Source organism: Aquamicrobium zhengzhouense (assembly GCF_016124105.1).
GTDB classification, from domain to species: Bacteria; Pseudomonadota; Alphaproteobacteria; order Rhizobiales; family Rhizobiaceae; genus Aerobium; species Aerobium zhengzhouense.
The window spans coordinates 21,247-44,171 of the sequence record NZ_JADGMQ010000002.1; the positions used below are offsets into that span (position 1 = coordinate 21,247).

The window sequence follows — 22,925 nt, forward strand, 5'->3', positions numbered from 1 at the left end:
TAAAGGGCATAAACAGGTCGCCCTGTTCCTCTTCAGGATCATGCTGCGCGGCACAAAAGTCAAGCGAAGTTGGCCAGAGACTGAAATTTATGCGACAGGCTCACGGCGCCTTTCAGGGAGATCGAAATGAGAATCGAAGCGGAATTCATGCAGCAGATCGCGGCTGCAGCCGCAGAACAGACACTGCCGCGTTTCCGCCAGGCAGGTCTTGTTTCAGCTAACAAGCTGGCGAGTGGCTTTGACCCGGTAACCGAGGCCGACCGAGAAGCCGAGCAGGCTATCCGGGCGCTGATTCGCGACGCATTTCCCGACCATGGCATTATCGGTGAAGAATTTGGACGCGAAAACGAGGATGCGCGCTTCCAGTGGGTGATCGATCCCATTGATGGCACGAGGGCGTTCATCTCGGGCATTCCCCTTTGGGGAACGCTGGTCGGCTTGACCGACAATGGCGATGCGGTTGCGGGGATGATGTCGCAGCCCTTCACGGGCGAGCTCTTTTGGGCCGATGAATCATCGAGCCAGTACACGGGTCCCGATGGAAGCCGGACACTTTCGACACGTCAGACCACCGATCTCGCCGAGGCGACGCTTTGCACGACGACCCCTGCAATGTTCACCGGCTGGCGAGGCGACGTGTACGGAGCGCTTGAGCAGTCAGTCAGGCTCGCGCGCTACGGTACCGATTGCTACGCCTATGCCATGCTTGCCTCGGGATCTGTCGACCTCGTGGTGGAGACGGGGCTGCAAAGCTATGACATCACCGCGATGATCCCGATCATCGAGAAGGCTGGCGGCGTCATCACGACCTGGGATGGCAAGCCTGCGGAAGCGGCCGGCGATATTGTGGCCGCCGCGACGCCTGCGCTTCACGAAGCAGCCATGAAGATCCTGAACGCCCGCTGATCAATTGCTTCCGGGGATGAATGCGTCAAATGCCGCGAGCACTTGCTCGCGGTAGAAGTCTGCTTCCTGGAGAAGCTCGTGGCGCGCGCCATCGATCATGATCAGAGCGCCGGTACGCAGTTTGCGCGCATACTCCTCGATTGCCGAAGTGCTGACGACACTGTCCTGTCCAGCGCCGATCAGGAGCATCGGGATGCGGATCTCTGTTAAAAAGTCCGGGCTGTTGACTGCGGCCATCGCCTTGGACGCGGCACGCGCCCAACTCGCTGTCACCCCACCGATGCACAGGTCTGGATAAGCTGTGGCGATGCCGCAGTTCCGGTCGTAGCGCCGTCGATCGCTGGTGAGTGGGTTCCCTTGAAAGGCCTGTACGCCGCCAGGCTTCCCGCCGTGAACATACATCGTTCCCAAGCCTGCAGCATGCAGGAAGCTTGAAATTGGAGCTGCCTTTCGCATCGCAAATGAGCGTCCGGGGAAGCCAAGCAGCGGTGCCAGCAGCACCATCCGTTCGATGCGGTTGTAAAGGTGGCGGCAGGCAAGCAGTGAAACCAGCGCACCTGTTGAATGCGCCAGAAGATAGTAGGGACCTCGGCAGTCGGGCAAAACGATCTGTTCGAAGAATGGTCCTATGTCGCCTGCATAATGCGCGAAATCGGCAATGTAGCCGCGATATGGATCCCGCAACAGACGGTCAGACCCGCCCTGTCCGCGCAGATCGAACGTCGCGACACCAAATCCGCGGTCGCTCAGGTCCTGGACCGTTTCGAAAAATCGCTCGATGCAGTCATTTCTGCCTGGAATGATGACGACGGTACCCTGTAGGGGACGCGCTGCAGCCGGGAAACGGGCGTAACGAAGCCGCTTGCCCTCCGGCATTTCGATCATGCCGCTCACCGCGCCGGCGGGTATGGGATTGTCCGGCGTCTCGAACAGGCTTCCATCCATGTTTTGCGATTCCGTCCCGTGCGAGAAATGCATGCTTCGTGATAGGAACCGGGCGGGCGAATTGCAAAGAGATTTCGCGCGCTCGTACCCACCAGGGAAAGGGTAGGCCGGAAGCGCTGTTTGCAACTTCCGGCCTTCTGACGATCCGGGCGGAAGGGACGGGACACCCGGCTCGCTTCGATGACGGCGACTGGAGGAGGCCGTCTGTTCGATGTTGGGACCAAGCATATCTGCAGGCAGCTGAACGTCAGCCGACACGACGGTTCATCCCGCGTTCATCAAGATTGCGAGGACTTGAAACGCGGGTTTGCAATTACCAGATGTTGTGTGCGGTCGCTGATGACGGGGCCGCTGGCCACAGCGAAATGCCAAGACGGATTTCAGGCTGGCCATACGCGAAACTTGTTGCTCAACCGGAGAACAGAACTATGCGTCACGTTGATTTTTCGCCGCTCTATCGCTCGACTGTTGGTTTCGATCGCCTTTTCACAATGCTCGACTCGCTCGGACAGCCGGACAGCGGCCAGAGCTATCCGCCCTACAATATTGAGCGCACCGCTGAAGATGCTTACCGCATCTCGATGGCAGTCGCGGGCTTCTCGGAAGAGGATCTTTCGATCGAGGCACACCGCAACGTGCTCACCATTAAGGGCGAGAAGACTGACGACCAGTCGGAAGGCACCGAATTCCTGCATCGCGGCATCGCTGCGCGCGCCTTCGAGCGTCGCTTCCAGCTCGCCGACCATGTGGAGGTGAATGGGGCGGAACTTAAGAATGGCCTTCTGCACATCTCCCTGAAGCGGAATATTCCAGAGGAGATGAAGCCGCGCCGTATTGATATTGCAGCCGCGCGGTCGACCACCCCGCAGATCGAGGCGAAAGCAGCCTAATTCGCCTCTGTTTCAAGCTTGACTGCGGCGCCCTCGGGCGCCGCTTTTGTTTGCTCAGCCGAGCAGGTCTGCAAACTGATCTATTTCTTGCTCTGACGTTGCAAAGCTCGTGACCAGTCGCGTGAGAGTCTCATCAGGCCCGATCCTGTCGATGAGCTCCAATGGCGTTGGCCAAGGGTAAAATGCTGCTCCTTCGCGCTGGAGTCGTTCGACAGCCTCGCGACGGACAATCGGGAACAACTCGTTCGCATCCACCGGCCAGGCGAGGCGGGCGTTCTTTGAGACGTTAATCCTTTCGGCGAGCCGGCTTGCCATGGTGTTCGCATGCCGGGCACTTGTGAGCCATAAATCATCCTTGAAGTAGGCTTCAAACTGCGCGGCGATGAACCGTGACTTTGAGAAAAGCTGTGCCGAGCGCTTGCGGATGTAGGGAAAATCCTTTGTCTGCTCCGGGTTCATGAAAATCACGGCCTCAGCGCACCAGCAGCCGTTCTTGGTCCCGCCAAACGAAAGCACATTGATCCCACGCTTCCACGTCATCTCAGCTGGTGTTGTCGCCAGCTTCACCAGTGCGTTGGCGAAGCGCGCGCCGTCCATGTGAACGGGCAGGGCGTGCTGTTTGGCAAGATCACAGATCGCGTCGATCTCTTTAAGCGTATAGACTGATCCGATCTCGGTGGCCTGTGTAAGCGAGATACCGGCGAGCTGACCGGAATGGACCGCGCCTTCGGGGTAGCAATTGATAGCGGAGGCAAGTTCCGCGACATCTATCTTGCCACCGCTGCCGCCCACGCCTGCCATACGCAAACCGCCGGTGAGAAATTCCGGAGCGCCGCCCTCATCGGTAATCATGTGCGCGTCGCGGTGGGAGAGCATGATCCCGCCGGGTCGCGCCAGAGCGGCTGCCGACAGCGAATTGGCGGCGGTACCGGTTGCGACGAAGAAGACAGCGACCTCACGCTCGAATATCTCGCAAAAAGTTCGCTCGACAGCCTGGTCAAGATCGCTGGTGCCATAGGCGCTCGCAAAGCCTGGGGCATGGCGGGTGAGGTTTTCGGCAATGGCGGGGTGAGCACCCGCCCAATTGTCTGAAGCGAAGAACATTTTACGTCGCATTCCGTTTACAGGTTGGGGCGGGACTTTGGCTTCGACGTGTTCGTGCCGCAAGCGAAATCAGAAAAGTTCAAGCTGCCCTGCAGGCAAGCAACAAAGTTGCCAAAAAATGCGCGTTTGGCTTTCTTTCCGTCTTGTGCGTGTTTTTCGCTTGTGTCATAGGAATTTAGGACAGCACTGCTGTCTTATTAATCATGCAGCGAAGCATCCGGTGTCGCGTATAATGGTTCCAGAGATCTCGCGCTCAGCTCGTCGATAATTTCTGACCTTCGTGACCGGCTGTGCTCGCACAGATCGATACAACGAAAGCCCCCCAATTTTCAGGGGACTAGGGAGAATGAGGCAAATGCCCCAGACCATTCCATATGTGACGCCAGCACGATCGCTAGCCGCGCAGTCCAACCCGGCGATCCGAAAGGAAGCTGAACTGCGCGGCCTCTACAATTCGAGAAAAGAACACGATGCCTGCGGCGTAGGCTTCATTGCGAACATAAAGGGTGCGAAGTCGCACCAGATCGTCAGGGACGGGCTTGCAATGCTCGAAAACCTGACACACCGAGGCGCAGTTGGCGCGGACCCGTTGATGGGTGACGGAGCCGGCGTACTCGTCCAGATTCCAGATCGCTTCTTCCGTGAAGAAATGGCCAGGCAGGGCGTCACCCTGCCAGAGGTTGGCTACTACGCCATCGGCCACATCTTCATGCCGCGCGACGATGCTGCGCGTGCCCGTGTGGAAGAGATCATTGCCGAAGTCGTTGCTCAGGAAGGCCAGACACTGCTTGGCTTCCGCGACGTTCCGGTCGACAACGCTTCTCTGTCAAAAGCCCCCGACATCGCAGCCAGCGAGCCGGTGCACCGTCAGGTGTTCATCGAGCGCAGCGCGAGCGTTGCAACGCAGGAAGAGTTCGAACGCCGTCTTTTCATTCTGCGTAAGGTGGTTTCGGCACGTCTGTTTGCCGAAGCTGGCGGGCGTGATGAAGGTGCCTACACGGTGTCGTTGTCGTCGCGCACCATCGTCTACAAGGGCATGTTCCTCGCCTATCAGGTCGGCGCCTACTACCAGGACCTTTCAGATCCGCGCTTTGAAAGCGCGCTGATCCTGGTTCACCAGCGCTTCTCGACCAACACCTTCCCGTCGTGGAAGCTGGCGCACCCGTACCGCATGGTCGCGCATAACGGCGAGATCAACACGCTGCGCGGCAACGTCAACTGGATGGCTGCACGTCAGGCGTCGGTCGATTCCGAGCTGTTCGGCAACGACATCGCCAAGCTCTGGCCAATTTCGTACGAAGGCCAGTCCGATACGGCTTGCTTCGACAACGCGCTCGAATTCCTGTGGCAGGGCGGCTACTCGCTCGCGCATGCGATGATGATGCTGATCCCGGAAGCCTGGGCCGGCAACAAGACCATGCCTGCCGACCGCAAGGCATTTTACGAATATCACGCTGCCCTGATGGAGCCGTGGGACGGTCCTGCCGCTGTCGCGTTCACCGACGGCCGCCAGATCGGTGCAACGCTGGATCGTAATGGTCTGCGTCCGGCGCGCTACGTCGTCACCGACGACGACCGCGTCATCATGGCGTCGGAAGCTGGTGCCTTCTCGGTTCCAGAAGAGCGCATCGTCAAGAAGTGGCGTCTGCAGCCGGGCCGCATGCTTTTGATCGATCTTGAACAGGGCCGCATCGTTTCCGACGATGAGATCAAGTCCGAGATCGCTGGCAAGCACCCGTATTCGCAGTGGCTCAAGAACACCCAGCTGATCCTCGAGGATCAGAAGCCGGTTGCGCCGCGCGAACTGCGCCGTGACGTGTCGCTGCTCGATCGCCAGCAGGCGTTTGGCTACACCCAGGAAGACCTCAAGCTCCTGATGTCGCCGATGGCGACGACTGCGCAGGAAGCTGTCGGTTCGATGGGCACCGATACGCCGATTGCAGCGATGTCGGACAAGCCGAAGCTGCTTTACGATTATTTCAAGCAGAACTTCGCGCAGGTTACCAACCCGCCGATCGATCCGATCCGTGAAGAGCTGGTGATGAGCCTTGTCTCGTTCATCGGCCCGCGTCCTAACATCTTCGATCTCGTTGGCTCCTCACGCCGCAAGCGCCTGGAAGTTCGCCAGCCGATCCTGACCAACGCGGATCTCGAAAAGATCCGTTCGATCGGTCATACCGAAGACCGTTTTGACACGAAGACGATCGACATCACCTATTCGGCGTCGGAAGGCTCGGAAGGCATGCCGGCAGCAATCGAGCGTCTGTGCGAACGCGCAGAAGCAGCAGTTGCCGGTGGCTACAACATCATCATCCTGTCGGATCGCCAGATCGGGCCGGATCGCATCGACATCCCGACGCTAATCGCAACGGCAGCCGTGCATCACCATTTGATCCGCAAGGGTCTACGCACGTCGGTTGGTCTGGTCGTTGAATCGGGCGAGCCGCGTGAAGTGCATCACTTCTGCTGCCTTGCAGGTTTTGGCGCCGAGGCGATCAATCCGTATCTCGCGTTCGACACTCTGCAGGACATGTACGCCAAGGGGCAGTTCCCGCCGGAAGTCGACAAGGACGAGGTTGTTACCCGCTACATCAAGTCGATCGGCAAGGGCATCCTCAAGGTCATGTCCAAGATGGGCATCTCGACCTACCAGTCCTATTGCGGCGCGCAGATCTTTGACGCCGTTGGCCTGTCGCAGGAGTTCGTCGACAAGTTCTTCACCGGCACGGCGACGACCATCGAAGGCATTGGCCTCGAGCAGATGTGCGCTGAAACCGTTCGTCGTCACCGCGACGCCTTTGGCGACGATCCGGTGCTGAAGAACGCGCTCGAAGTCGGTGGCGAATATTCCTACCGCATGCGTGGCGAAGCCCACATGTGGACGCCGGATGCAGTCGCAAGCCTGCAGCACGCTGTGCGCAAGGGCTCGTGGGAGACTTTCAAGGAGTTCTCCGCGCAGATCGACGGCGAGAATGCTCGTGCCAAGCAGATCCGTGGCTTGTTCCACATCAAGCTGGCCGAAGAGACGGGTCGCAAGCCTGTTCCGCTGGAAGAGGTCGAGCCGGTTGCCGAGATCGTCAAGCGCTTCTCGACGGGTGCAATGTCGTTCGGCTCGATCAGCCGCGAAGCGCACTCGACGCTCGCCATCGCGATGAACCGCATTGGCGGCAAGTCGAACACGGGTGAGGGTGGCGAAGAGGCGGATCGTTACATGCCGCTGCCGGATGGCTCGGCAAATCCGGAACGTTCGGCGATCAAGCAGGTCGCGTCGGGACGCTTCGGTGTCACGGCCGAGTACCTCGTCAACTCCGACATGATGCAAATCAAGGTCGCGCAGGGTGCAAAGCCCGGCGAAGGCGGTCAGCTTCCCGGTCACAAGGTCGATGCGACGATCGCAAAGACCCGTCACTCGACGCAGGGCGTTGGCCTCATCTCGCCGCCGCCCCACCATGACATCTACTCGATCGAAGATCTGGCTCAGCTGATCTACGACCTGAAGAACGTCAATCCGGCTGCAGATGTGTCGGTCAAGCTGGTGTCGGAAGTAGGCGTTGGTACGGTTGCTGCTGGCGTTGCCAAGGCACGTGCAGACCACATCACCGTCTCCGGTTACGACGGTGGCACCGGCGCTTCGCCGATGACCTCGCTGAAGCATGCTGGCAGCCCGTGGGAAATCGGTCTTGCCGAAACGCACCAGACGCTGGTTCTCAACGGCCTTCGTTCGCGTATCGCGCTTCAGGTCGATGGTGGTCTGCGTACCGGTCGCGACGTGATTGTTGGCGCGCTTCTGGGTGCTGACGAGTTCGGTTTCTCGACGGCTCCGCTGATCGCGGCTGGCTGCATCATGATGCGCAAGTGCCACCTGAACACCTGCCCGGTGGGCGTCGCAACGCAGGACCCGGTTCTGCGCCAGCGCTTCAAGGGTACGCCCGAGCACGTCATCAACTACTTCTTCTACGTTGCAGAAGAAGTGCGCGCGCTGCTCGCAGCCATGGGTTACCGCAACCTCGACGAGATCATCGGCGAAAGCGATCTACTCGAAAAGAGCGAGATGGTCGACCATTGGAAGGCACGCGGCCTCGACTTCGACCGCCTGTTCCACAAGCCGCAGGCTGCCAAGGAAGAGATCTACTGGACTGAGCGTCAGGTGCACCCGATCGACGACGTGCTCGATCGCAAGCTGATCGCTCAGGCCGAGGCCGCTCTGACAGCGCGCCAGAAGGTCGAGATCGAAGTTCCGATTGTGAACGTCGATCGCTCCGCCGGTGCGATGCTGTCGGGTGAAGTTGCCAAGCGCTTTGGCCACAAGGGCCTGCGCGACGACACCATTTCGGTCAAGCTGACCGGTACAGCTGGCCAGTCGTTCGGCGCCTTCCTCGCACGCGGCATTTCCTTGACCCTCATAGGTGATGGCAATGACTATGTCGGCAAGGGGCTGTCGGGTGGCCGCATCGTGGTTCGTCCGCCGGAAAACACAAGGATCGTTCCGGAAGAGTCCATCATCGTCGGCAACACCGTTCTTTACGGTGCGACCGAAGGCGAGTGCTACTTCCGCGGCGTTGCTGGTGAGCGCTTTGCGGTCCGTAACTCGGGCGCGGTTGCAGTCGTCGAAGGCGTTGGCGATCACGGTTGCGAATACATGACCGGCGGTGTTGTCGTGGTTCTGGGTCCGACCGGCCGCAACTTCGCAGCAGGCATGTCGGGCGGTGTTGCCTATGTCCTCGATGAGGCAGGCGACTTCGCAAGCCGTTGCAACATGGCGATGGTTGAGCTCGAGCCGGTTCCGGAAGAGGATGACATCCTCGAAAAGCTGCACCACCATGGTGGCGACATCGCCTACATGGGCCGCGTCGACGTGTCGGGCGATATGACCCGTCATGACGAAGAGCGTCTGGTTCAGTTGATCTCGAACCACCTGCACCACACAGGCTCGACACGTGCCAAGGCGATCCTCGACGATTGGGCAATTTACCGTCCGATGTTCAGGAAGGTCATGCCGGTCGAATACCGCCGGGCGCTGCTCGAAATGGAACGTCTGCGCAGTGGAGCGGCTGCGGCATGATCCAGCTCGCTATCTTTCCTACGGGCGTTCCACCCGCACTCAAACCTGGGGCGCGTCCGCGCTGATCGACGGGGCCGCGCTTCAGCGGCCCTCCACACCGGAGACGTCTCCGGCTTCGATTGACATTTACGCACGACCTTTGGCGCAAAATTTCCCAGGGTCGAACGCAAGTCCGAGGTGACTAAATGGGTAAGGTAACGGGTTTTCTCGAAATCGACCGGCAGGTTCACAAGTACCAGCCGGCATCGGATCGCATTCGCCACTATCGTGAGTTCACGCTCCCGATGTCGCAGCCTGAAGTCGAAAAGCAGGCGGCACGCTGCATGGATTGCGGCATTCCGTTCTGCCATGGGCCGACCGGCTGCCCGATCCACAACCAGATCCCCGACTGGAACGATCTCGTCTACAACGGCGATTGGGACGGTGCGATCCGCAACCTCCACTCGACCAACAACTTCCCCGAATGGACCGGTCGCGTCTGCCCGGCGCCGTGCGAGGAAGCGTGCACGCTGAACCTTGAAGACATTCCGGTTGCGATCAAGACCGTCGAGCAGGCAATCGCCGACAAGGCTTACGACACCGGCCATCTGGCTCCTCAGCCAGCTGCGACCAAGACCGACAAGAAGATCGCGATCATCGGATCGGGTCCGTCGGGCATGGCGGCTGCGCAGCAGCTTGGCCGCGTTGGTCACGGCGTGCACGTCTATGAGCGCGAAACGAAACCGGGCGGTCTCCTTCGCTACGGCATTCCCGACTTCAAGATGGAGAAGAAGTACATCGATGCGCGCGTGACGCAGATGCAGGGCGAAGGCGTGACCTTCCACTGCGGCGTCAATGTCGGTGTCGACAAGACCGTCGAAGAGCTGCTCGCCGAATATGATGCAGTCCTCTACTGCGGTGGTTCGGAAACGCCGCGCCCGGCTGGTATCCCGGGTGCTGAGTTCAACGGCGTGCACGATGCGATGCCGTATCTGGTTCAGCAGAACCGCCGCGTTGGCAACGAAGACATCCAGTCGGTCGCTTGGCCGGCAGATGCCATCCTCGCGGGTGGCAAGCACGTCGTCGTCGTTGGTGGTGGTGATACGGCATCGGACTGCGTCGGCACGGCATTCCGTCAGGGTGCAGTGCGCGTCACGCAGCTCGACATCCGTCCGCAGCCGCCGGAAAAGGAAGACAAGCTCGCGGTCTGGCCGTACTGGGCAACCAAGATGCGCACCTCGTCCTCGCAGGCGGAAGGCGCAAAGCGCGAGTTCCAGGTCGCGACGCTCGAGTTCACCGGCGACGAAGACGGCAACCTGACTGGCGTGAAGTGCTGCGAAGTCGACGAGAAGCGCAAGCCGATCGAAGGCTCGGAGTTCGTCATCAAGGCTGATCTTGCCTTCATCGCGATAGGCTTTGCCGGTCCGATCGCAGGCGGCGTCGTCAAGGAACTCGATGGCAAGCTCGAACTGACGACCGATGCACGTCGCTCGACCAACGTCGTTGCCAATGATCGCGACTACAAGACGAACATTGAGGGCCTCTACGTCGCTGGCGACGTGCGTCGTGGGCAGTCGCTTGTCGTCTGGGCCATTCGCGAAGGCCGTCAGGCCGCGCACGCGATCGACCTTGCCCTGATGGGCGAGACGGTTCTGCCTCGCTGATGATTAAGGAAGTGCCGATGTCGTCTCGCGCGACATCGGCAAATTGCGGGGCAGGAGGAAATCGTCGGCGCGTCCCTTTTGTGGTGCCGGGCCAATCCCCTCAAGTCTCAGACGTTCTGCATCGGTCGTTGCTTCCCGTGCATCGCGTTTGAACGATGCGCCCAAAAGAACATCGCCGTCGCCTGAAAGATCAATGATAGGCATTGGTGCAGTGCGATCAATTACGGCAGGTGTCGTCTCTTGAGGTTCCGTCGATAGTTCGCCATCGGAAAGTGGCAATCCGGCTTCTGGTTGCGCGTCTCCGAGCCCAAGCAGCCGCGCAAGCGGCTTTTCGAGATAGAAAGCGATCTTGCGGCGGCCTTGTCGGGTCACGTTAATGCCATCGCTAGCGCGCAACTGCGCGGGCTGCCCATTCATGTCGGGACCAGCGGCAGCAAAGCTCCCTGTTTCGTCAACAAATCCATCCCATACATCAACATACTCACCACCAGCTTCCGTCACGATCCGGCGGTATATATCGTTGAAGACGACCATGTCCGAGGACATGGAGGGTGACTTGAAGGGCAGGTTACCAACCCAGAACAGCGGCAGGTTCTTGTCCCGAATGGCCTTTGTAAGAGCGGCAACGCGGCGCTCGTATTCTGCAGTCCATTCGTCTGAGCGCAGATCCAGTCGCTTCCCGCCGCTGGCGATCTGCTGACGGTCATTTGCTCCGATCATCACGACGACCGCTACCGGGCGGTTTTCATCGATGACAGCCGCTACATTCCCGGGCCAGTCATAATGGTCGTCGCGCACCAGACCAGATGAGCCGTTGGCGCGATCAATCACCACGACATCGGGGTTTTGCGCGTAGGCTGTCGTCAGGCCGTCTGCCAGTCCCGACGCGATGAAATCGCCGATTACAAGGATACGCTTGGCATTCTCGGCCTTCTCTATGGCGGGGGGCGGAGGGGGCGCTGCAGGCACACGGCTTTTTGCCGGGCTTGTCGCCCGCCGTTGCTGCTTTTTCTGCTGCGGCGCTACGCGTTCCTGACGCGGCGGCTCCCGCTTCGGGAACAAGAAGCGCAGCAAGCCGACACCTTGTCGTTGTTCCTGGGCGTGCGCATGGGCAACGAGAGAAAAATCGCCCGCTGGCAGAAGCGAAAGTGCCAGCAGAATGCAGAGGAGACGCAGAGGAAGCAGCAATTTGGAGACGGGCAGTTTCATGCAGACTTCCTTGTGAACGCCGCCGGCAGAGCCTTTTACCTGCCTGCGGCATTAAGGTTCTACTGCCTCCGGAGCCGCGTCAACAGTTCCTTGCTCGGATGACCGTCCTGCGGCATGCCAAGACGCGCCTGCATCGCCCTGATCGCCTCGCGTGACCCGGATCCGATCCGGCCATCGATCTCGCCATTGTAGAAACCGTGAGCGGACAGGCGCTTCTGCAATTCCTGCGTCTCGGCAAAGGTCAGACGTGTAAATGGCCGGTTCCAGTCTCGGCGGGGTGGATTGTGTCCGGCAATTTGATCGGCGAGCAGTCCAACCGCAATCGCGTATCGGTCCGAGCTGTTGTAGCGTTTCAAGACGTTGAAATTATGCAGGACCAGGAAGGCGGGACCTTCCCGGCCGTCGAGAACTTTCAATTCGGCCTGGTCGTTGGGGCGTGGGTAAGCCTGACCATTCGCGCGGACCACGCCGATTGCCTGCCATTGCGCCAAGGTCATTCGGCCTGCGGGGAACTTGCGGCCGGCGGGCAACACGACCTCGTAACCCCAGGCATGGCCGGTGCGCCAGCCATTCTGCTTCAACAAATTCGCGGCTGATCCGAGCGCGTCTGGGATCGAGTTCCAGATATCGCGTTTGCCGTTGCCGTCGAGGTCGACAGCCCAGGTCTGGTAGCTGGTGGGGATGAATTGCGTATGCCCCATTGCGCCAGCCCAAGAGCCAGTCAGCTGCTTGACCGACACATCGCCATTTTGAACGATCTTCAAGGCAGCGATCAATTGCTGGCGCGCGAATTTTTGCCGGCGCTTGTCGGCATAGGCAAGCGTTGAGAGTGAGGTCACGATGTTGCGTACGACGCTCGGGTTGGACAGTGCCTCGCCGTATCGAGACTCTATCGACCAGATGCCGAGGATGATGTTGCGGTCGACGCCGAACCGCTTTTCGACCACATCCAGGGTTCGGCGGTGTTGCTTGGCCATCTGACGGCCATTTGTAATGGATTGTTCATTGACCTGATTGTCAAAATATTGCCAGACGGGCGCGGTGAACTCGGGCTGGTTCGTCGCAAGACGCAACACTTCAGGGTCTGGGGCAGTGACACCGGCAAAGGCGCGGTCGAAGATCTGGGCGGAAACGCCACTGTTAAGTGCGGTCGCCCGAAACTGGCTGACCCAACGCTGGAACTGGGCATCGGCAAAGGCAGCGGAGGTGGGGAGTGTGAGGGACAATGCGAGACACAGCGCGCGGCTGGTAGTAACTAAGCGACTTGCCCTCATGCGTGCGAACATATGTGCCTCCTTTTGACTTGGCTGCCCCATTCTTCGAACATCAGAGTTAGTAAAGTGTTTACCCTATCAGTTATGCTGCGGAAGCAACCGGACATGGCCCATTTGCGTTACGGGGGGAGGTAACGCATCACTGCTGTCTCCGGCACAGATTCAATGAATTTCAATCCTGGCATGAAAATGTCATCTCGGATCGCCTGATTGGCGCAACAATGGGTATGAACGTTGATGAGAAAAGTTCGTAAGGCTGTATTCCCTGTGGCAGGGCTTGGAACCCGCTTCCTCCCCGCGACCAAGGCCACTCCAAAGGAGATGCTCACAGTCGTCGATCGTCCGGTCATCCAGTATGTCGTTGATGAGGCCCGTGAGGCGGGCATTGAGCATTTCATTTTTGTCACCGGCCGCAACAAGGCGGTGATCGAAGACCATTTCGACGTGCAGTTCGAGCTTTATGATACGTTGGAGCAGCGCGGGAAGCTCGATCAGTTGGAGCGCCTGCGCTCGATGCAGCCAGCAGCGGGACAAACCAGCTTTACCCGCCAACAGGAGCCACTTGGCCTCGGCCATGCGGTGTGGTGCGCCCGTGATCTGGTCGGGGATGAGCCGTTCGCGCTGTTGCTGCCCGATATGATCATGCGCTCCGAGGAAAGCTGCACCAAGGGCATGGTTGAGCTGTTCCAGAAGACCGGCAACAACGTCATTGGTGTGCAGGAGTGCGCGCCGGACGAAACGCACAAATACGGCATCGTTGCCAAGGGCGCGTCCATTCACACCGGGTTTGAGATCACGGCGATGGTCGAGAAGCCGAAGCCGGGGACAGCTCCGTCCAATCTTTACATCAACGGCCGGTACATCCTGCAGCCGGAGATCTTCCGTATTCTGGAGAGCCAGGAGCGCGGTGCAGGTGGCGAGATTCAGTTGACCGACGCGATGCTCAAGCTTGGAAAGGAGCAGACGCTATTTGGCTACCACTATCGCGGCGAGACCTATGACTGTGGATCGCCGGAAGGGTTCGTCGAGGCCAATATCGCCTTCGCCCTCCAGCGTGATGATCTGCGAGAGGTCGTGTTCAACACCATCGATCGTATCCGCGGAAAAAGCGACGCGCTGGCGGAGGTCGAGGAAAAAGCGGACGCCTGATTGTTCCAGAGCGCGCGGACGAACGGTTCGCGCGCTCTGCGTCGTTTACTGGTTTAGATCGTCTTCGATGTAGGCGCGGATGATCTCGTCGAAGCTCTCTTCGGCCTTGAAATCCAGCGCGCGAGCGCGCCGTGCTTCGAAACGCGTCGGCCAGTTCTGGACCATTGCCCAGATCGTATCGTCGTGCTCTTCGCGGATCAGTTTCACCACGTCATTTCCGGCGACGCGAGCAAGCGCCTCGATCTGCTCGCCAACCGTAACTGCCGCTCCCGGCAAGGCGAGATTTCGGTGAGGGCCCACTGCGGCACCGTCTATGGCGGCTGCATGGATCAAGAAGCCGACGGCAGCACGCGGGCTTGCATGCGTGCAGACAACCGAGCGCGGCACCGGAAGCACGGCTGGCAGACCGGAAAGCGGTTCGCGGATGATGTTTGAGAAGAAGCCCGAGGCCGCCTTGTTCGGCTTGCCTGGACGGACCGTGATGCCGGGAAGACGAAGCCCTACGCCGTCCATGAAACCACGGCGGGTATAATCCTGCAGCAGGGCCTCACCCATCACCTTTTGCGCGCCGTACGAGGAGAGCGGCGAAGTGTGAAAATCGTCCGGAATGACGTCCGGAAATGGTCCGCCATAGACCGCAATCGAAGAGGTGTAGACGACGCGCGGTGCGTGACCTGCCGACCGGACAGCCTCGAAAAGGGACCTGGTGCCGTCGAGATTTACGCTGTAGCCGAGATCGAACTCGGCCTCTGCCTGGCCGGAAACAATGCCCGCGAGATGGAAAACGATGTCGGGGCGGCCTTCGATAAGGGAAGCCGCGCTTCCGGGAACCGACAGGTCGCTCGCGTGCGTCGCAATTGCGATGTCACCAGCATCTGGGGCATCGAATGGCACCACGTCGTGCAAGTCGATGGAAGTAATCGCGCGGCCTGCAATGGCGCGTTCTTTCAGTAAGCGTGCGGTTAGCTTGCGACCGATCATGCCGGCCGCTCCAGTTACGAGGATCCGCAATTTAGTAGCCTCAATCACGGCGACTGCGTCCACGCAGCCAGAAAATGCCGAAGAACCCCACGACAAACAGGAATGCTGCCGCTCCGCCGAGGTAGGGGGAAATATTTCCGAGCCACAAAACGATGCTAGGAAGAATGAAAGCTATGAAGCACAGGCTCGCCATGACGAGCGCCGCTGAGATAGCGGTTTTCTTGGTTGAAGGATCCATCAGGCGCTCAGACCTCCATCAACCGGGATTGCGGTGCCGGTGGTGAACGCCGATTCATCACTCGCCAGATATACGGCCAATGCTGCAATTTCCCACGCTTCGCCAACACGGCCCATAGGCTGGCGGGCTATGAACATTTCCATCGCCTTGTCCTTGCCTCCGACTTCGCGACCGAGTTCTTCAACCCGCTCCTCCCAGGAAGGAGAGCGCACAGTGCCAGGGCAGATGGCGTTGCAGCGGATACCGCGTCGGACAAAGTCGATCGCGACTGCCTTGGTCAGGCCGATGACGGCAGCCTTTGAAGCGCCGTATGCGTAGCGATTGGCAATGCCCTTGATCGATGATGCACCGGAGGAAAGATTGATGATCGAGCCCGAGGTGCCATTCTGCTGCGATCGCGCCAGCATCCCGGGAAGGAATGCCTTGATGGTTCGGTGCATGCCCTTGACGTTAATGTCGAACGAAAGGTCCCAGTCGCTGTCGGAGCATTCCAGTACTGAGCCGTGATGAACGTACCCGGCTACGTTCGCCAGGATGTCGATCTGGCCCAGTTCCGCCGCGAGGGCGTCGACAGCCGTGGTCGATGTCACATCAAGCGCCGAAATGTGCGGAGTGGCACTGCCGGCAAGCTTTGAAATGTCGACATCGGTCGCGTAGACGGTTGCGCCTTCCTTGACGAATGCTTCGACAATTGCGCGTCCAATACCCTGGCCGGCAGCAGTCACCACCGCGACTTTGCCGTTGAGTCTTCCTGTCATGTAGCTCTCCCTGTCGAGGCTCGCAGACCGGCGATGCATCCCTCTCAGGAAAAACAGCGTCGGTCAGGATCCTGCAGCCCGAATCTCCTCCAGGCGCTTCCTCTGTCGTCCCTCACTATCGAAGTTTTCGGGTTCTAGCCACACTTCGAGCGCGTTCCGCAAGCTTGGCCATTCTGTATCAATCATAGAAAACCAGGCCGTGTCCCGGCTCTTGCCTTTAACGACCATGTGGTTCCGGAAGGTCCCCTCGTAGATAAATCCAAAGCGCAGTGCGGCGCGTTTTGATGGCTCATTCTCGGCATTGCATTTCCACTCGAACCGCCGGTAGCCAAGATCGTCAAAGACATGACGAGCAAAGAGATAAAGCGCCTCGGTCGCAGCAGGTGCCCGCGCAACCGGAGGGTTCCAGAGTATTGCGCCGATTTCGATGACCCCATGAGCGGGGTCGATGCGCATGAAAGACTGGCGTCCTGAGACGCTGCCGGATGCCTTGTCGATCACGGCATAGAACATGGGATCGTCAGAAATCGAGGCGTTTTCCAGCCATCCCTGAAACTCCTCGCGACTGTCAGGAGGATATTCCCCCAGCCAGCGGAACCTATCCTCGGCGTCGATAGTGTTTGAAGCGGCATAGAGCGGATCGCCGTGCGACGCTGGCACCAGCCTTTCAAGGCGCACATAACGCCCCTCCAAAGTGGAGACGGCGGGCCGCTGCCTCGGGGTCCAATCAGTAAGGTCTGTATACATTCTGAGGGCTCGGCGATTGACAAACGGCGGACAAGGATCACAAAGGCGCATTACGCAGCGTAGAACCAGGGAGGATGGCCTGTATGCTCCAAACGATAGAGTCTTTTGACCGGATTGGCGAAGAGAACGCCTTTGCAGTGCTCGCTCGGGCGACGGCACTTGCGCAGGAGGGCCGGGACATCATCAATCTCGGCATCGGCCAGCCAGACTTCCGCACTCCAGAGCATATTGTTGAGGCCGCAATCAAAGCGCTGAAGGACGGTCACCACGGTTACACGCCGGCGACGGGACTTCTTGCCGCGCGTGAGGCGGTTGTCCGTCGCACGATCACGACCACCGGCATCGAAGTCTCGCCGGAAAACGTCATGATCCTGCCGGGCGGCAAGCCGACCATGTTTGCGGCGATCATGATGTTTGGTCAGCCAGGCACCGAAATACTTTATCCGGACCCAGGCTTCCCGATCTATCGCTCGATGATCGAGTTCACGGGTGCCAAGCCGATCCCGGTTCCCATGCGCGAAGAAAATGGCTTTGCCTTCTCCGCTGAAGAGACGCTGTCGCTGATCACGCCGCAGACGCGTCTGCTGATTCTCAACTCGCCAGCTAACCCGACTGGTGGCGTGACGCCGCGCGCTGAGATCGAGAAGCTCGTGAAGGGCCTCGAAGCTCACCCGCATGTGGCGATCATGTCGGACGAGATCTACGATGTCATGACGTATGATGGGGAACAGCACGTCTCGTTGTTGCAGTTCCCGGAAATTCGCGACCGCCTTATCGTTCTCAATGGCTGGTCCAAGACCTGGGCGATGACCGGCTGGCGCATGGGCTGGTCGATCTGGCCGGATCAACTCTACGACAAGGTTCGCAAGCTTGCGGTCAACTGCTGGTCATGCGTGAACGCACCGGCGCAGTTTGCTGGTATCGCCGCGATTGATGGCCCGCAGGATGAAGTCGAGAAGATGATGCGGGCATTCGACAATCGCCGGAAGATTGTCGTGGAAGGACTGAACAGTCTGCCCGGCATATCGTGCATCACGCCGAAGGGTGCATTCTATGCGTTCCCGAACATCTCGAAGACCGGATGGCATGCGAAGAAGCTCGCAAATGCGCTTCTCGATGAAGCTGGTGTTGCGCTGATCGGCGGGCCTGACTTCGGGGTGCTCGGTGAAGGATATATCCGCCTGTCCTACGCCAATTCTGAAGAGAACATCTTGCGGGCAATCGAGCGCATCGGTGCGTTCTTGCAGAAGTAAGTGAAGCTGCATCTCCCCGGCCTGTCCGGGGAGATGCATTTAGGCCCCTGTTAGCCGCGTCCGACGAAGGGCATCTTCGTCGCCATTACGTTCATGAACAGCACGTTGGCCTCGAACGGCAAGCTTGCCATGTGCAGGACAGCATCAGCTACATGTTTGACGTCCATCACGGCTTCTGCGCGCATGGAGCCGTCCGCCTGCGGCACGCCAGTAGCCATCGGTGCGGCAAGATCCGTCAGTGCGTTACCAATATCAATCTGACCGCACGCGATATCGAAGGGACGGCCGTCGAGAGCGAGTGTCTTGGTCAGGCCGGTGATTGCATGCTTGGTCGCCGTGTACGGCACGGTGCCGGGGCGGGGTGCATAGGCTGAAATCGAGCCATTGTTGATGATGCGGCCCCCCTGAGGTTTCTGATGGCGCATCATGCGAAACGCCCCACGAGCGCACAGGAACGAGCCGGTGACGTTGACGTTGACGACGTCGTTCCAGACCTCTACCGGGATTTCGTCGATCGTCGCGCCTTTCGCGCCCATGCCGGCATTGTTGAACAGCAGGTCAAGACGCCCGAACTCCTGTTCTATTCGTGCAAAGAGCGCGTCAACCTGGTCTGCCTTGGTGACATCGCAAGCCACGGCGACGGCCTTGCCTCCACCTGCGGCCGTGGCTTCGTTCGCAGCTTCCTCCAGCTTGTCGAGGCGGCGGCCGGTGAAGACGGTGTTCCAGCCTGCGGCAACGAGAGTCTTGGCCACGGCCTTGCCGATGCCGGAACCAGCTCCTGTGACGAGGGCGACTTTACCTTCAGACATGTATGCATTCTCCCAGTCTCTATAGACTGTGCTTTGCAGATGACGAAGGGGAAGACAAGCGGATTGCCGCAAAGAAAGGGCGGTCGTAGGGACCGCCCTAGTTCGATTGCGCTTGGGAGGAGGAGAGCGAAATCGTCTGTGTTTCAGGTTGAACCCGAACAGTTAACCAAGTCTTAACAGCCGAAAAATATCTGCGGAAGCAGCTACCAAACGGAAGGTGTCGCTTCTGTTTTGGCGCTGGAGACGGTAGCCTCGATGTGATCCACCAATGTATCGGGAAGGGCCAGACGACCTGCGAGCATGTCGAGATACCCACGCTCCGCTCGCGTCTCTGGTTCAATGGCAATCCGCGACGCGGTGTAGAGCTCGACTTTTTGAGCGTCGGTCTTCGCTGCGGAGACGATCGAATCGAGATCCAGAGGTTTCTCAAGTTCGGAAAGCAGAAATGCCTCAGCCTCATCACCAATGCCCGACAGGTGAAGCCGGTCTGCGATGCGCGAGCGCTCCTCAGCGTCGATATGGCCATCCGCGCGGGCGGCAGCGATCATTGCGCGTATGATAGTCAGCGCAAATTCGTTCTCGCCCTGCGGAGCCTGAGCCGGGTTAAACGGAGTGTCAGCCGGGGGCGGGAGAAGTTCAGGCTCCGACGCCGTTTCCTGGCCCGGCTTCTGACCGTTTGAATAATTCTGGTATGCCTTGTAGGCGAGACCGGCGACCGCCGCGAGGCCACCGATCTTCAGCGCGGAGCCTGACATGCTTCGACCTGCCTTCGTCCCCATCAGAACGGCAGCCAGCGCGCCAGTTGCAAGAGGATTGTCCTTGGCCAACTGAGCGGCCTTGCCAGCATTGTCGCGCAGGGTTCCACCGGTGCCAGGCACGTTAGAGCCGAGCAAATCGTCCAGCAGCCTTTTAGGGTCGAGCATTCTTGCCTCCTTGTTGCGGCATTTCGTGCGGCCGCTCCAAGCAGCGACCTGCCAAAAGGTAGGCAGCGCGATGTGGCATTACAATGATGCCGTTTCGAAGGAGTTCGCTTTGGACTTAGTTGCCGATATGCGGGCCCTTGCCGCGCTTGGCTGCCAGCATCACCTGCTTGTGGCGTTCCGCATATCTCGCGCGGTCTTCCTCGGTGCGGGTGTGGTAGCAATGATGGCAGGAAACGCCTTCCTGATAGAGAGGGGACTCGCGGTCCTCTGGCATCAGGGGGTGGCGGCAGGCGCGGCATAGCTCGGCGTCGCCTTCCTCAAGACCGTGCTTGACCGAGACGCGCTCGTCAAAGACGAAGCATTCGCCTTCCCACAGGCTCTCTTCGGGCTTGACCTCTTCAAGATATTTAAGGATGCCGCCCTTGAGGTGATAGACGTCGTCGATGCCGATCGAACGCATATAGGCGGTGGCCTTTTCGCAGCGAATGCCACCGGTGCAGAACATTGCCACCTTACGGCCCTTCAGCTCGTTGTGACGCGCCTGCGCCCAGCGCGGAAATTCGGTGAAACTGGTCGTTTCAGGGTCGATCGCCCCCTTGAAAGTCCCGATCGCGGTTTCATAGGCGTTGCGGGTGTCGATGATGATCGTATCTGGATCAGAAACCAGCTGGTTCCACTCCGCTGGCTCGACATAGGTGCCAGCGTCTCCGATGGGATCGATGGTGTCGACGCCCATCGTAACAATCTCACGCTTCAGCCGCACCTTCATACGGTGGAAGGGCATTTCGCCTGCGTGCGAATATTTAAGCTCCAGACCATCCAGTTCCTTGATCGTACCAAGGAAGTCGATGAGTTCCGCAATCGCTTCATAGCTTCCGGCAACGGTGCCATTGATGCCTTCATGTGCAAGAAGCAGCGTGCCTTTGATGCCTCGCGCCTCGCAAAATTCGGTCAAAGGAGCCTGAAGCTCCTTCCACTGCGGGAGCGAAGTGAAACGATAAAGCGCAGCGACGCGAAAAGAGCCGTTATTTTCCATGCAGGGCGCTCTAATCCTCTGATCGCCACTATTCAAGACGTTTCGGTGACGCACTTATCCAACTGCACTCAAGCCGGACGAGACTGGGCCTCCAATCACGGAGGCAGGATCATGATGCAAGATGAGGCGATGAGGCAGGCGATTGCCGAGGTGGCGCGGACGCTGAAGGTGCCGCCGGCAGCTTTTGCCGCGGTTGTAAAAGTCGAGTGCGGCGGTCGTGCTCACGCGCTAGTACGCGGCAGGAAAGAGCCGATGATACGATTCGAAGGGCATTATTTCGATCGCCGCTTGTCCGGCGTGAAGCGGGAACGGGCGCGCAGCGAAGGGCTTTCTTCCCCGCAGGTTGGTGGGGTGCCGAACCCCGCGTCCCAGACTGCACGCTGGAACCTGCTGGCGCGCGCCGCCCAGATAGATCGCAAGGCCGCATATGAAGCGACCTCCTGGGGCGTTGGGCAGGTGATGGGCGCGCATTGGGCATGGCTCGGATACGGCTCCGTAGACTCCTTTGTCGACGAGGCTCGAAACGGGCTTTCTGGCCAATTGCGAGTAATGGCGAAATACATATCCCAGGCCGGATTGGCGCCCGCGCTACAGAAACAGGAGTGGGCGGACTTTGCCCGCGGCTATAACGGTCCGGGCTATCGTCGCAATCGCTACGATGCCAGGCTTGCGGCAGCTTACGAAAAATATGCGGATACCGACTTCGACTTTCAGGTTCCAACCGTACCGGAGTTGGTAAGGCAGCAGTTGCCTGGAACAACCACTTCGATGTTCAACATCCCGATCAGGTTTTTCGCCGCATTGTTTTCGCGGCGTCGCTAAGTTGATGAGCGGATAATGGACAGTGGGGGCTGACCTCTGGTAGAGCCCTCGCTAATCGATTGAAAATGATCTGGAGCAGGACGCATGCCAACCGGTGCACAGAAGACCGAGCCGCTTCTAAAAGTAATGGAGGGCCAGCCGGTCATTCCGGTCCTGAAAATCGACCGAGCGGAAGATGCTGTCCCTCTGGCTAGGGCGCTTGCCAAGGGCGGTCTTCCGGCCATTGAAATCACCATGCGCACGCCCGCTGCGCTGGATGCAATTCGGCTGGCGGCCGCGGAAGTGCCGGAAGCTATTGTCGGCGCTGGGACCATTCTCGACGCAGAACATTTTGCGCAGGCAGCTGAAGCCGGTTCCAAATTCATTGTCAGCCCCGGGCTGACGCCGCAGCTGATTGAGGCTGCAGCTGCCAGCGATGTGCCGCTTCTTCCAGGTGCGATTACGCCGAGCGAAGTCATGGCGGCGCGCCAGGCTGGCTACTCGCTGCTCAAATTCTTCCCGGCTGAACAGGCAGGCGGCGCGGATTTCCTGAAAGCTCTATCTTCTCCTCTGGCAGGTATCCGCTTCTGCCCCACCGGCGGTGTCAGCGCGAAGAATGCACCCGATTATCTGGCGCTGCCCAACGTCGTCTGTGTCGGCGGGTCATGGATTGCTCCCGACGCGCTGGTCAAGGCCGGCAAATGGGATGAGATCGAAGCCCTTGCACGCGAAGCTGCAGCGCTGAAGCGCTAAGTCAGCCCCGCATTGCGCCGCGCATTAGGTGCGGCGCTGAGGCTGCCAGTCCTTCTGAACTTTCGAGATCGGCGAGGATCGGGCAGTCGGGACGATTGTCGCCGGAGCAGCACGAAGCGAGCTGCTCCAGCGTTGCAGCCATCTGTTCCATCTCCGTGATTTTCCGGCGCAGGTCGGCAATGTGATCCATCGCGATCCGCTTGACGTCGGCGCTCTTGCGATTTCGATCGCGCCAGAGCCCAAGCAATCCCTCGATTTCCGCTACCGAGAAGCCAAGGTCGCGGGCACGCCGGACAAAACGCAGAACGTGCACGTCCTTTTCCGAGTAGTCGCGATAGCCTGAAGGCGTTCGGTCGGCAGGGGGGATCAGCCCGGTCTGCTCATAGTAGCGGATCATCTTCGCGCTAACGCCCGATGCCTTGGCCGCTTCACCAATATTCATCG

At 59.5% G+C, this 22,925-nt stretch carries 20 protein-coding genes; 8 read left to right on the forward strand and 12 right to left on the reverse strand.

Annotated elements, in window-relative coordinates:
• Window positions 1-126: 126 nt before the first annotated feature.
• Entirely contained in the window at window positions 127-906 is a 780-nt protein-coding gene (hisN, locus tag IOD40_RS03240; protein WP_198474304.1) for a histidinol-phosphatase, read from the forward strand.
• On the opposite strand, the gene IOD40_RS03245 is transcribed toward hisN, so the two are convergent.
• Entirely contained in the window at window positions 907-1,851 is a 945-nt protein-coding gene (locus tag IOD40_RS03245) for an alpha/beta fold hydrolase (protein WP_198474306.1), read from the reverse strand. It abuts the gene before it with no gap.
• 428 nt (window positions 1,852-2,279) lie between these two features.
• Here IOD40_RS03245 and IOD40_RS03250 point away from each other — a divergent pair, with 428 nt between their 5' ends.
• Window positions 2,280-2,741, forward strand: a complete 462-nt coding sequence (locus IOD40_RS03250; protein ID WP_198474308.1) for an Hsp20 family protein — start codon at window positions 2,280-2,282, stop codon at window positions 2,739-2,741.
• Between the two features lie 54 nt (window positions 2,742-2,795).
• Here the strand turns inward: IOD40_RS03250 and IOD40_RS03255 are convergent, their stop codons facing one another.
• Window positions 2,796-3,845 carry a threonine aldolase family protein gene (locus IOD40_RS03255; protein ID WP_198474310.1) on the reverse strand — a complete coding sequence of 350 codons (1,050 nt, stop codon included), beginning with the start codon at window positions 3,843-3,845 and terminating at the stop codon, window positions 2,796-2,798.
• 355 nt (window positions 3,846-4,200) lie between these two features.
• On the opposite strand from IOD40_RS03255, the gene gltB reads away from it, so the two are divergent.
• Both gltB and IOD40_RS03265 read left to right on the forward strand, forming a co-directional pair.
• Window positions 4,201-8,907, forward strand: a complete 4,707-nt coding sequence (gene gltB, locus IOD40_RS03260) for a glutamate synthase large subunit (protein WP_233713826.1) — start codon at window positions 4,201-4,203, stop codon at window positions 8,905-8,907.
• A 185-nt stretch (window positions 8,908-9,092) separates the two neighbouring features.
• Window positions 9,093-10,550 (forward strand): glutamate synthase subunit beta, encoded by a 1,458-nt coding sequence (locus tag IOD40_RS03265; protein ID WP_198474314.1) that lies wholly within the window; start codon window positions 9,093-9,095, stop codon window positions 10,548-10,550.
• 3 nt (window positions 10,551-10,553) lie between these two features.
• Here the strand turns inward: IOD40_RS03265 and IOD40_RS03270 are convergent, their stop codons facing one another.
• Together IOD40_RS03270 and IOD40_RS03275 are read right to left on the reverse strand one after the other, a co-directional pair.
• Window positions 10,554-11,759 (reverse strand): SGNH/GDSL hydrolase family protein, encoded by a 1,206-nt coding sequence (locus IOD40_RS03270; RefSeq protein WP_198474316.1) that lies wholly within the window; start codon window positions 11,757-11,759, stop codon window positions 10,554-10,556.
• A 59-nt stretch (window positions 11,760-11,818) separates the two neighbouring features.
• On the reverse strand, window positions 11,819-13,045 hold the full coding sequence (locus IOD40_RS03275) for a lytic murein transglycosylase (RefSeq protein WP_198474318.1): 1,227 nt from the start codon (window positions 13,043-13,045) through the stop codon (window positions 11,819-11,821).
• 225 nt (window positions 13,046-13,270) lie between these two features.
• Between IOD40_RS03275 and galU the strand changes: the two genes are divergently transcribed.
• Window positions 13,271-14,182 (forward strand): UTP--glucose-1-phosphate uridylyltransferase GalU, encoded by a 912-nt coding sequence (gene galU, locus IOD40_RS03280; RefSeq protein WP_198474320.1) that lies wholly within the window; start codon window positions 13,271-13,273, stop codon window positions 14,180-14,182.
• Between the two features lie 45 nt (window positions 14,183-14,227).
• Here galU and denD read toward each other — a convergent pair whose 3' ends face one another.
• The 4 genes from denD to IOD40_RS03300 form a co-directional block, all read right to left on the reverse strand.
• The gene (gene denD, locus IOD40_RS03285) at window positions 14,228-15,193 is read right to left on the reverse strand and encodes a D-erythronate dehydrogenase (protein WP_198475289.1); all 966 of its coding nucleotides are present in this window, start codon (window positions 15,191-15,193) and stop codon (window positions 14,228-14,230) included.
• A gap of 10 nt (window positions 15,194-15,203) precedes the next feature.
• Entirely contained in the window at window positions 15,204-15,401 is a 198-nt protein-coding gene (locus IOD40_RS03290) for a hypothetical protein (protein ID WP_198474322.1), read from the reverse strand.
• Complete coding sequence (locus IOD40_RS03295; RefSeq protein ID WP_198474324.1) at window positions 15,401-16,159, reverse strand: SDR family oxidoreductase; 759 nt, start codon at window positions 16,157-16,159, stop codon at window positions 15,401-15,403. Before IOD40_RS03295 ends, IOD40_RS03290 begins: the two co-directional genes overlap by 1 nt.
• A gap of 63 nt (window positions 16,160-16,222) precedes the next feature.
• Window positions 16,223-16,906 carry a GNAT family N-acetyltransferase gene (locus tag IOD40_RS03300; RefSeq protein WP_198474326.1) on the reverse strand — a complete coding sequence of 228 codons (684 nt, stop codon included), beginning with the start codon at window positions 16,904-16,906 and terminating at the stop codon, window positions 16,223-16,225.
• 83 nt (window positions 16,907-16,989) lie between these two features.
• Here IOD40_RS03300 and IOD40_RS03305 point away from each other — a divergent pair, with 83 nt between their 5' ends.
• Entirely contained in the window at window positions 16,990-18,159 is a 1,170-nt protein-coding gene (locus IOD40_RS03305; RefSeq protein WP_198474328.1) for a pyridoxal phosphate-dependent aminotransferase, read from the forward strand.
• Between the two features lie 50 nt (window positions 18,160-18,209).
• On the opposite strand, the gene IOD40_RS03310 is transcribed toward IOD40_RS03305, so the two are convergent.
• From IOD40_RS03310 to trhO, 3 genes are all read right to left on the reverse strand, one after another.
• On the reverse strand, window positions 18,210-18,968 hold the full coding sequence (locus IOD40_RS03310) for an SDR family oxidoreductase (protein WP_198474330.1): 759 nt from the start codon (window positions 18,966-18,968) through the stop codon (window positions 18,210-18,212).
• A gap of 203 nt (window positions 18,969-19,171) precedes the next feature.
• Window positions 19,172-19,891, reverse strand: a complete 720-nt coding sequence (locus tag IOD40_RS03315) for a tellurite resistance TerB family protein (protein WP_198474332.1) — start codon at window positions 19,889-19,891, stop codon at window positions 19,172-19,174.
• 115 nt (window positions 19,892-20,006) lie between these two features.
• Window positions 20,007-20,927: an oxygen-dependent tRNA uridine(34) hydroxylase TrhO gene (gene trhO / locus IOD40_RS03320; protein WP_198474335.1), complete on the reverse strand. Its 921-nt coding sequence runs from the start codon at window positions 20,925-20,927 to the stop codon at window positions 20,007-20,009.
• Window positions 20,928-21,038: 111 nt separating this feature from the next.
• Between trhO and IOD40_RS03325 the strand changes: the two genes are divergently transcribed.
• A complete protein-coding gene (locus tag IOD40_RS03325) occupies window positions 21,039-21,749 on the forward strand; it encodes an N-acetylmuramidase family protein (RefSeq protein ID WP_198474337.1) in 711 nt (236 codons plus the stop codon).
• An 84-nt stretch (window positions 21,750-21,833) separates the two neighbouring features.
• Window positions 21,834-22,481, forward strand: a complete 648-nt coding sequence (locus tag IOD40_RS03330) for a 2-dehydro-3-deoxy-phosphogluconate aldolase (protein WP_198474339.1) — start codon at window positions 21,834-21,836, stop codon at window positions 22,479-22,481.
• 1 nt (window position 22,482) lies between these two features.
• Here the strand turns inward: IOD40_RS03330 and cueR are convergent, their stop codons facing one another.
• Window positions 22,483-22,923, reverse strand: a complete 441-nt coding sequence (gene cueR, locus IOD40_RS03335) for a Cu(I)-responsive transcriptional regulator (protein WP_198474341.1) — start codon at window positions 22,921-22,923, stop codon at window positions 22,483-22,485.
• Window positions 22,924-22,925 lie beyond the last annotated feature (2 nt).

Excerpts from the sequence above, each read along its gene's own strand:
- IOD40_RS03275 (WP_198474318.1), bottom strand. The coding sequence starts at position 13,045 with ATGTTCGCACGCATGAGGGCAAGTCGCTTAGTTACTACCAGCCGCGCG.
- IOD40_RS03330 (WP_198474339.1), top strand. The coding sequence starts at position 21,834 with ATGCCAACCGGTGCACAGAAGACCGAGCCGCTTCTAAAAGTAATGGAG.
- IOD40_RS03295 (WP_198474324.1), bottom strand. The coding sequence starts at position 16,159 with ATGACAGGAAGACTCAACGGCAAAGTCGCGGTGGTGACTGCTGCCGGC.
- IOD40_RS03325 (WP_198474337.1), top strand. The coding sequence starts at position 21,039 with ATGATGCAAGATGAGGCGATGAGGCAGGCGATTGCCGAGGTGGCGCGG.
- IOD40_RS03315 (WP_198474332.1), bottom strand. The coding sequence starts at position 19,891 with ATGCTCGACCCTAAAAGGCTGCTGGACGATTTGCTCGGCTCTAACGTG.
- IOD40_RS03250 (WP_198474308.1), top strand. The coding sequence starts at position 2,280 with ATGCGTCACGTTGATTTTTCGCCGCTCTATCGCTCGACTGTTGGTTTC.
- IOD40_RS03305 (WP_198474328.1), top strand. The coding sequence starts at position 16,990 with ATGCTCCAAACGATAGAGTCTTTTGACCGGATTGGCGAAGAGAACGCC.
- trhO (WP_198474335.1), bottom strand. The coding sequence starts at position 20,927 with ATGGAAAATAACGGCTCTTTTCGCGTCGCTGCGCTTTATCGTTTCACT.
- IOD40_RS03270 (WP_198474316.1), bottom strand. The coding sequence starts at position 11,759 with ATGAAACTGCCCGTCTCCAAATTGCTGCTTCCTCTGCGTCTCCTCTGC.
- hisN (WP_198474304.1), top strand. The coding sequence starts at position 127 with ATGAGAATCGAAGCGGAATTCATGCAGCAGATCGCGGCTGCAGCCGCA.
- IOD40_RS03290 (WP_198474322.1), bottom strand. The coding sequence starts at position 15,401 with ATGGATCCTTCAACCAAGAAAACCGCTATCTCAGCGGCGCTCGTCATG.
- galU (WP_198474320.1), top strand. The coding sequence starts at position 13,271 with ATGAGAAAAGTTCGTAAGGCTGTATTCCCTGTGGCAGGGCTTGGAACC.
- cueR (WP_198474341.1), bottom strand. The coding sequence starts at position 22,923 with ATGAATATTGGTGAAGCGGCCAAGGCATCGGGCGTTAGCGCGAAGATG.
- IOD40_RS03255 (WP_198474310.1), bottom strand. The coding sequence starts at position 3,845 with ATGTTCTTCGCTTCAGACAATTGGGCGGGTGCTCACCCCGCCATTGCC.
- gltB (WP_233713826.1), top strand. The coding sequence starts at position 4,201 with ATGCCCCAGACCATTCCATATGTGACGCCAGCACGATCGCTAGCCGCG.
- IOD40_RS03310 (WP_198474330.1), bottom strand. The coding sequence starts at position 18,968 with ATGTCTGAAGGTAAAGTCGCCCTCGTCACAGGAGCTGGTTCCGGCATC.
- IOD40_RS03245 (WP_198474306.1), bottom strand. The coding sequence starts at position 1,851 with ATGGATGGAAGCCTGTTCGAGACGCCGGACAATCCCATACCCGCCGGC.
- IOD40_RS03265 (WP_198474314.1), top strand. The coding sequence starts at position 9,093 with ATGGGTAAGGTAACGGGTTTTCTCGAAATCGACCGGCAGGTTCACAAG.
- IOD40_RS03300 (WP_198474326.1), bottom strand. The coding sequence starts at position 16,906 with ATGTATACAGACCTTACTGATTGGACCCCGAGGCAGCGGCCCGCCGTC.